This window comes from Nitrobacter sp. 62-13 (genome assembly GCF_001896955.1).
GTDB lineage: Bacteria > Pseudomonadota > Alphaproteobacteria > Rhizobiales > Xanthobacteraceae > Nitrobacter.
In genome coordinates this window covers 59,346-65,994 of record NZ_MKRN01000017.1, presented here as the reverse complement: position 1 = coordinate 65,994, position 6,649 = coordinate 59,346, and the positions used below count along the sequence as shown (strand labels likewise).

Below are 6,649 nucleotides of genomic sequence, written 5' to 3'. Positions count from 1 at the left end.
GTGCAATTGCGGGGTGCCGCTACCACCGCGACCGCCGCCGGCGCCGGGATTTCCCCTGCCGTTAAGGTTGCGTCTGTTCGTGGACGCAAGAGGAGATTCGGCTCCATCGCGCTTTTGCGGCGTGGGCGCCGGCGTCGTGTCGGTTCGTGCGTCGAGCGTGACAGCTCGCTTCCCAAACGGGTTTTGCCATAGTTTCTGCGTCAGCTTTCTGACCTGCGCTATGAGTACGTCCTTCGAGTAGCGATCGCCTGATTTAGCCGGCGTATTGCCAATGGCTTGATTGTCGCTCAGACTCATTGCAGCTCTCCTCAACCGAAAGACTTCGATGTTGGTCCCTAGTGGAGGACGCAGGCCATAGGATCGTCGTGTGGAAGTGCCGTGGTTGCCTGGTGCTGCGTATCTGAAGTGGTGGTTGTATCGTCGTGCCCGATAAAGGCGATCACTTCTGGGACAAGAGCCTGCGGGTTCGTTTGAACGACGTGGTCCGAATCCTGGTTCACGAGATTGGCCTGGACCAGAATCGTGTCGCCATAGGCCTGCCCGTTGACATAGGTATTGGTGTTCCCAACGTCGACGATTGCCGCATCGTTGCTGAGAACGTTGCCGCCGGTGGAAACGTTTTGCGTCGCCATGCTGTCGCCGTAGTAGGCAGCCGCGACACTCGACGGCGATTGCTGAAGCTGAATCGCCATATTCGCGTCGGAGACGACGTTCGTCTGCCAGATCGCGTTCACGTCATAATAATTGCCGGTGACATAGAGGATATGGAAGGTGCCGCCATTGCCCGCGATCAGGTTTCCGAACGAGGGGTCGATCTCGGTCGCCCCGCCGGAGATATTATGGACGAGATCATCGAGATCGGACGTCCAGGGCAGATTGTTGTTGCCGCCGTAATTCTCGATCGTCGCGCTGTTGGTCAGATGATTGTCGCCGGTGGAAACGGTCTGGTTCGGGTTGATGCCGTCGCCCGTGATCTGAACGGTATCGTTGTTGTAGAGGATGTTGTTCTGAAAGATCACGTTCATGCCGTGGTAGCTACCGCCGACAATCACGAGATCATAGTTGAAATCCCCATCGTTGATCAGCACGTAGTTGCCAAGCTCGTTCTGGCCTGCATGAATCTCGTAATGCGTGCTCGAGCTGCTCTGCATCGTCACGTCGTTGTCGGACAGATAATTGCTTTGAACGAGCGCATGAACGTTGAAGTAATCGCCCTGCACAACGTCGACTGACCAGTTCGGACCGGCGAAATAGCTCGGCAGGGAGTCGTAGGCGCCGGGATGCTGGACGAAGTCCGCGATATTGGTGGCCTGATCGCCGCCGGTCGTGATGCTGGCTGCGGTTCCTCCGACCGTGACGTGGTCGTTGTCCATGTACGAATTGGTCTGGAACACCGCGTTGGTCTTGAAGTAGTCGCCCATCACCACCATCGTTCGCGCCGAATCCGTGAGGTCGACGATATAGGCGCCGTTGGCGGCAGTGTTTCCGCCATCAAGCGTCCACTGGCCCAGACCATGGCCGAGATCGGGCGCGGGAGCCGGAACCTGATCGGGCGCAATCGCCGCAGGATCCTGGAGCACGCCGTTCAGGTAATATCCGGGCTTGACCGAATACGGGTCGGCCGTTCCGTCGTGAGCGGCCCAGGCCTGATCGTGTGCGGCGACGAAAGCCGGAAGCGAAGCGGTGTCGTGAGGAGCGTGCCATTCGGCCGGAACGACCGAACCTGCGCCTGCGACCATCGTGGCGATCGCATGATCGGCCTCCACCTCGAGGTTATTCAATGCGGCGAGAGCATTGGCGCTATGAGTTCCCGTGACCGCATCGTCATCGTACATGTTGTTGTACTGATGCGTCTGAATTTCGCTCTGCTCGCCGCCCTCCTGATAGATCGCCTTGATGACATCGCCGCCCCCGCCGCCGGAGCCCGGACTGATGGGAGCCATAACGACGTGCGAGTAAGACGGCGCAAACCGGTCGATGTCGATGGCCGACGCGGAAGAGAGATGCGAACGGGGCGTGTGGTGATCGGACTCTCCAGCCGCCGGGGCGTCCTGGAACGCGACCGGGCGGCTGTCCGTCACGTCGTCGGCCGGAGTCAGCGCGAATTGACTCGGGTGACTCGTGTAGTCGTTGGTATCGGAGCGATAGTCGCCTTCGTCGGGTGTGATGCGGAAGCGGGCGATGTCGTCGAAGATTTTAAGATATCCGGCGAAATGCCAGATGATCTCGGTTATGCCGCCGGGCACCATGAGAGCCTCCTGCTTTCAGGCACGCAAAACGTCCCCATTCCGCGAGCGCCCTCGCAGTCTCAGAATTTCGAAGGAGTGTTGGGTAGCTGGAAAAAAGAACCTGCGCGGCAAGTGCCGCGCAGGCCGGAAGGTCAGCTAGCCGGTATGATGATCGTCGTGGAAATCGTGCCCGGCAGTGATCGTCTGGCTGTTGAACTGGATGTTGGCACCCATCGTGATGGTCTGGTTGAATGCCGATTGCGTCACCGCAGCGTCGGCGCTGATGCCGGTGCTGGCGTGGTCGAGCGCGCCCAACGAGTTGTTGGCCGTGACGTCGGCGCCATGGATGTGCGCATCCATGTTGAAGGAACCGCCGTCGCTCGGATCGCACCAGGAGCCGGCCCCATCGGCAGTGAAATTCACCGACGCGCCGGACAGGTGATCGTTATCCACCAGGTTGTTGACCTGGTCGATATTGAACATGTTGCCGTCGCCGGTCAGCGTCTGGTTGACGACCTCCGGCATGACCAGCGAATCGTGGATGTTGCTCAGCCCGTGAAGGTCGATGACCGGCCCGCTCGGGAGCGAATCCAGATTGAGATCGACGTTGACCGCGACGTTCACGCAGGTATCGACCTGATTATGTACGGCGTTTTCGATATTGTTGTCGAGAGTGTTGGAGACGCCGTTGTCGAGATGGTTGTCAACGCTGTTGGTGTTGCTGTTATCGTTGCTGTTGCTGCTGTCGTTCTCGTTGCCGTTGCCATTCAGGTTCAGGTTGCCGTTTCCGTTGCCATTCCCGTTCAGGTTCCCGTTGCCATTCAGGTTGTCGCTGGTTGAATAAAGCGACTGAGCGGCGGTTTGGGTCTGGTCTTGACCCTGGCCTTGCCCTTGGCCTTGACCCTGACCTTGAAGCTGACCCTGCAGATTGGCCTGTCCCTGCAGCTGAGCCTGCAGATTGGCTTGCGCCTGGCCCTGGTCTTGCGTGGGATCGTTGGGGTCGTCGTGCTTGGGGTCGTGTTTGGGATCGTGGTTACCCATGATGGGCTCCTATTGCAGGAGCATCGTCGCGATGAAAGCGCGCCAATCTTCTACGTCGGCGGCCTTGTCGAGGTCCGATGCGGTTGATGTACCGGTTCTGCCGGCAGCGAGATCGACGCAGAAGCCGATTTCGCACCGAAAGGCTCCTCCAACGGCTACAGTAGGACTAGCTGCCCTTAGGGACATTCCCCCACGACTTGAGGAGGCGCTGCATCAGCCAAAAGGCGTAGCGGCCTACAACTTCGGCTCAGGGTGGACGTAGTGATCGGAATACTACGACTGGCCGCTGTGGCTATCGCAAATGCGCTTCGAGGCGCGGCAGGAAATCCCAGATGTCCCTGTTGATACGGGCCATTTCGCGCATTCCATTGATCATCTCCTGGATTCGCGCATCATCCAGCGGCTTGGTTTCGCCGAACCGAAGGCCGCTACGCGTTTGAATCAGCCGCATCGATTGGGTTTGCGAGATTTCACCATTGTTATCGACGGTATACATGCAGTGATTGAACTCGTTGCGCATGTGTGTGCCGTCGTTAAAGCGGTCGATCAGACGGTCGAGTTCCTTGCTGAGCGTCTTGTCCTTGATCTTGATTCGCGCCAGCCGCTGGATGAGATCAAGCCTCGCGCGGGTGGTGTTCAACGTTGCGAACACGATGGCGGCCGACGCCTGATCGACCTTCAGCAACAGCATCAGCACATAGATGAACAGGCTTTCGTTATTGGACCAGTTGAAAACCAGGTTCCCGATCAGCGACAGGATCATTGTCCGGCGATCCGCCGATTCCGGTGCGGCGGCCTCGAGCGCGGCGAAATCGGGCTTGGGAGGGAGATCACTGGCGGTCATGATCGGGCATCGAAGTGCAGGTCCATCGTCTGCAGCATTACGGGCGCCGAAAATGTCGGAGGCATCGGCGGCGGACCACTGTCCTGCGGCGCCATCGTCTCGTAGGATGGCGCAGAAGACAAGTCTTCGCGGTGAGGGTGCCGATCAGCATTCCGGTCAAGGAGGCGAAATTGCTGCGCTGGGCGGTCGCAATGGCCGAGGTCAGGAGAGGACGCCGAGCAGCGGTGCAGACGATCGGCCCACTGGTTGAACGCAGCCGCGTCTGCCTGAACGGCATTCCCGATACCGCGTGGCGCGATCCCTACCTCGTCGGCTTCATGCTGACGCTTATCACCATCGTCGCCCGCATCGAGAGCCGAAACCTGCAGGACCACGATCTGGGCATTGTTCAATCGCAGGCCTGGGGAGCGATAACGGGCATGGATGCCGATCTGATCGGCGAAGACGCACTGACCCTCAGCAAATCTCATCCGCGCGAATTCCAGCATGGATGTTATAGCGCGACGATGGTGGCAACACGTCTTTGCGGCTCCGCGGCCGTCGCCTCGATCGGATATGAACCCTGGCAGGAGCCGATCGTTTCCGCAGAGGAACAGATATTTGCCGGAGACGAGCGCGGCGCGATCTCGATATCCAATCCGCTCACGGGCAACTGGAGCGACAACTTCGACGCTTTTGTTGCGACGTTCCCGTCGATCAAACCGCCTTGAGGGGTTCAAAAGGAACTCGTCGTATTCACGAATAATTTTATGTTTTCCGGGAGTTCAAAATCTATTAGGGTTAGGCTCATCAGGTAGGGGACGACCTGAATCAAGTGCTTTTTGTGGCGTCGCAATGAGCTGACCACGGAAGGTTTCAGACAGGAGGGTGGACCGCCTGTCCGTAGCAGCGTTCGAAGCGGGTTGAGTAGGGGTACCCAATGAGCGCGAGTAACCGAAATCATTTTCATAATGTCCCTTTGTCTAACCATTTCATTTCGCTCGATGCGCACAAAGATCAAAGCGTGCGAACGATGGCTGCTCCGGCCCCGGTAATTTATCCGCATCCTCCACTCGCTTCTCGACCGCAATTGAATGTTGGAAGTGCGTCATGCGGGGCATCGCCTCCGCAATCGCAGGCGTGCCCACAACACTCTATTCGACCTTCAAAACTGACTGATGTTGCGCCGCCTTGGCAGGCTCCTGCGAAATCTCGCTCTGCCGTACTCTCCTCGATCTCCATACCGGATGAACCGGACTCCAACCAGGACGGCCACAACGCGCCGCGTTCTAAAGGGACGGACGACTCATTCTCCGGCGAAACCAAGATCACGGGAAATATCATTGTCATCATCGACAACCGCGCACTGGTTCGCGACTGTCTGGCGCACTGTCTGCAAGCCGCTTATGTCGGTTATCAGGTTTTCGCATTCGCGACTTTGACCGACTGGATGAAAGTCCATGATGACTTTCCCGTCCCATCGGTCATCCTTCTCTATATTCAGGCCCGTCAGAAAGCGTCGGACGATTCCGACGGTGTCGAAAATCTCGCGCGCGCCGCTTTGAGCGCGCCTCTGATCATCATCTCCGATGTCGAGGATGGTTCGCGGATCATGAGCGCCATCGAGAGCGGCGCACGGGGCTATATCCCGACCAGCATGACGCTTGGTATCGCCGTCGAAGCCGTGCGGCTGGTCGAGGCGGGCGGCACGTTCGTGCCCATCAGCGTGGTGTCGTCGTTCCAGAATGCCAGTAATGGCGAAAGCCAGTTATTCACGGCGCGCCAGATCATGGTGGTTGAAGCACTCTGCCGCGGCAAGGCGAACAAGCAGATCGCCTACGAACTCGGCATGTGTGAAAGCACTGTGAAGGTCCACATCCGCCATATCATGCGCAAGCTGAAGGCGAGGAACCGGACCGAAGTCGCCATAATGGCAAGCAGCTTGTTCGACAAGAGCGCGGATCAAAAGTCCGCATCGAACACGTGAGACAGGAAGAACAGTCGGCGTCGTGAGCCGTTCATGTCGACTTGATCCGTCCCTGTAATGAGTTCAGACGGATTGTTGTGTCGGCCGTCGCGACAAGCGGCGCCTTTGCCCAAAGCGGCAAGCATTGGACAACGCAAGGGCGGGACGTTTCGCCAAGGCCGATGAAGAGAGGGACCGTCCGGATCAGCCGAAGCACGTGGCTACGGGTTCAGCGGACGGCAAGAAACTACAATTGCTCCGAGACGGCGCTGAGCAATTTCTTGGCTTCCGCCCGCGCCAGCTTTTCATAATGAAAGAAGGGATACCGGTCGCTCTTCTCCAAAAGAACTTCGAGCTGGATTGTCCGCCTGGTATCGGTATCGCTATCCACCACATCGATCAAAAGCCTGCCCCAGAGCTTTCCAAAGGGGGCGTGATCGTCCAGCGCAAACTTCGTGTCATCTACCTTGAAAGGCATTCCAGTCCTCATTTGATTCGAAAGCTCGGACACTCGTCCTCGACGGGCTCTCCGAATAGCTCGGTAGGGGGTTGCGATGCAACTGGGGAATCCGGGTTGCGACGGTGGGACGG

The 6,649-nt window shown here is 58.2% G+C and carries 6 protein-coding genes and 1 pseudogene; 2 read left to right on the top strand and 5 right to left on the bottom strand.

Translation table 11 applies throughout. The features are described 5' to 3' along the window. The 4 genes and pseudogenes from BGN91_RS02590 to BGN91_RS02575 all read right to left on the bottom strand — a co-directional run. A pseudogene (locus tag BGN91_RS02590) lies at positions 1-297 on the bottom strand (type I secretion system permease/ATPase); the annotation flags it as partial. A gap of 38 nt (positions 298-335) precedes the next feature. Further along, positions 336-2,249 carry a hypothetical protein gene (locus tag BGN91_RS02585; RefSeq protein ID WP_292610391.1) on the bottom strand — a complete coding sequence of 638 codons (1,914 nt, stop codon included), beginning with the start codon at positions 2,247-2,249 and terminating at the stop codon, positions 336-338. 135 nt (positions 2,250-2,384) lie between these two features. After that, positions 2,385-3,269, bottom strand: coding sequence for a hypothetical protein (locus BGN91_RS02580; RefSeq protein WP_292610390.1), 885 nt, complete (start codon positions 3,267-3,269; stop codon positions 2,385-2,387). A 292-nt stretch (positions 3,270-3,561) separates the two neighbouring features. After that, complete coding sequence (locus tag BGN91_RS02575; RefSeq protein WP_292610389.1) at positions 3,562-4,113, bottom strand: hypothetical protein; 552 nt, start codon at positions 4,111-4,113, stop codon at positions 3,562-3,564. Between the two features lie 131 nt (positions 4,114-4,244). On the opposite strand from BGN91_RS02575, the gene BGN91_RS02570 reads away from it, so the two are divergent. Continuing rightward, a complete protein-coding gene (locus BGN91_RS02570) occupies positions 4,245-4,823 on the top strand; it encodes a hypothetical protein (protein WP_292610388.1) in 579 nt (192 codons plus the stop codon). A 209-nt stretch (positions 4,824-5,032) separates the two neighbouring features. Next, complete coding sequence (locus BGN91_RS02565; RefSeq protein ID WP_292610387.1) at positions 5,033-6,079, top strand: LuxR C-terminal-related transcriptional regulator; 1,047 nt, start codon at positions 5,033-5,035, stop codon at positions 6,077-6,079. Between the two features lie 226 nt (positions 6,080-6,305). Here the strand turns inward: BGN91_RS02565 and BGN91_RS02560 are convergent, their stop codons facing one another. Then, the gene (locus tag BGN91_RS02560) at positions 6,306-6,569 is read right to left on the bottom strand and encodes a hypothetical protein (RefSeq protein WP_292610386.1); all 264 of its coding nucleotides are present in this window, start codon (positions 6,567-6,569) and stop codon (positions 6,306-6,308) included. Positions 6,570-6,649 lie beyond the last annotated feature (80 nt).

What these genes read in the sequence shown, in the direction of transcription:
- BGN91_RS02580 (WP_292610390.1), bottom strand. Translation starts at nt 3,269, where the DNA reads ATGGGTAACCACGATCCCAAACACGACCCCAAGCACGACGACCCCAAC.
- BGN91_RS02565 (WP_292610387.1), top strand. Translation starts at nt 5,033, where the DNA reads ATGAGCGCGAGTAACCGAAATCATTTTCATAATGTCCCTTTGTCTAAC.
- BGN91_RS02585 (WP_292610391.1), bottom strand. Translation starts at nt 2,249, where the DNA reads ATGGTGCCCGGCGGCATAACCGAGATCATCTGGCATTTCGCCGGATAT.
- BGN91_RS02575 (WP_292610389.1), bottom strand. Translation starts at nt 4,113, where the DNA reads ATGACCGCCAGTGATCTCCCTCCCAAGCCCGATTTCGCCGCGCTCGAG.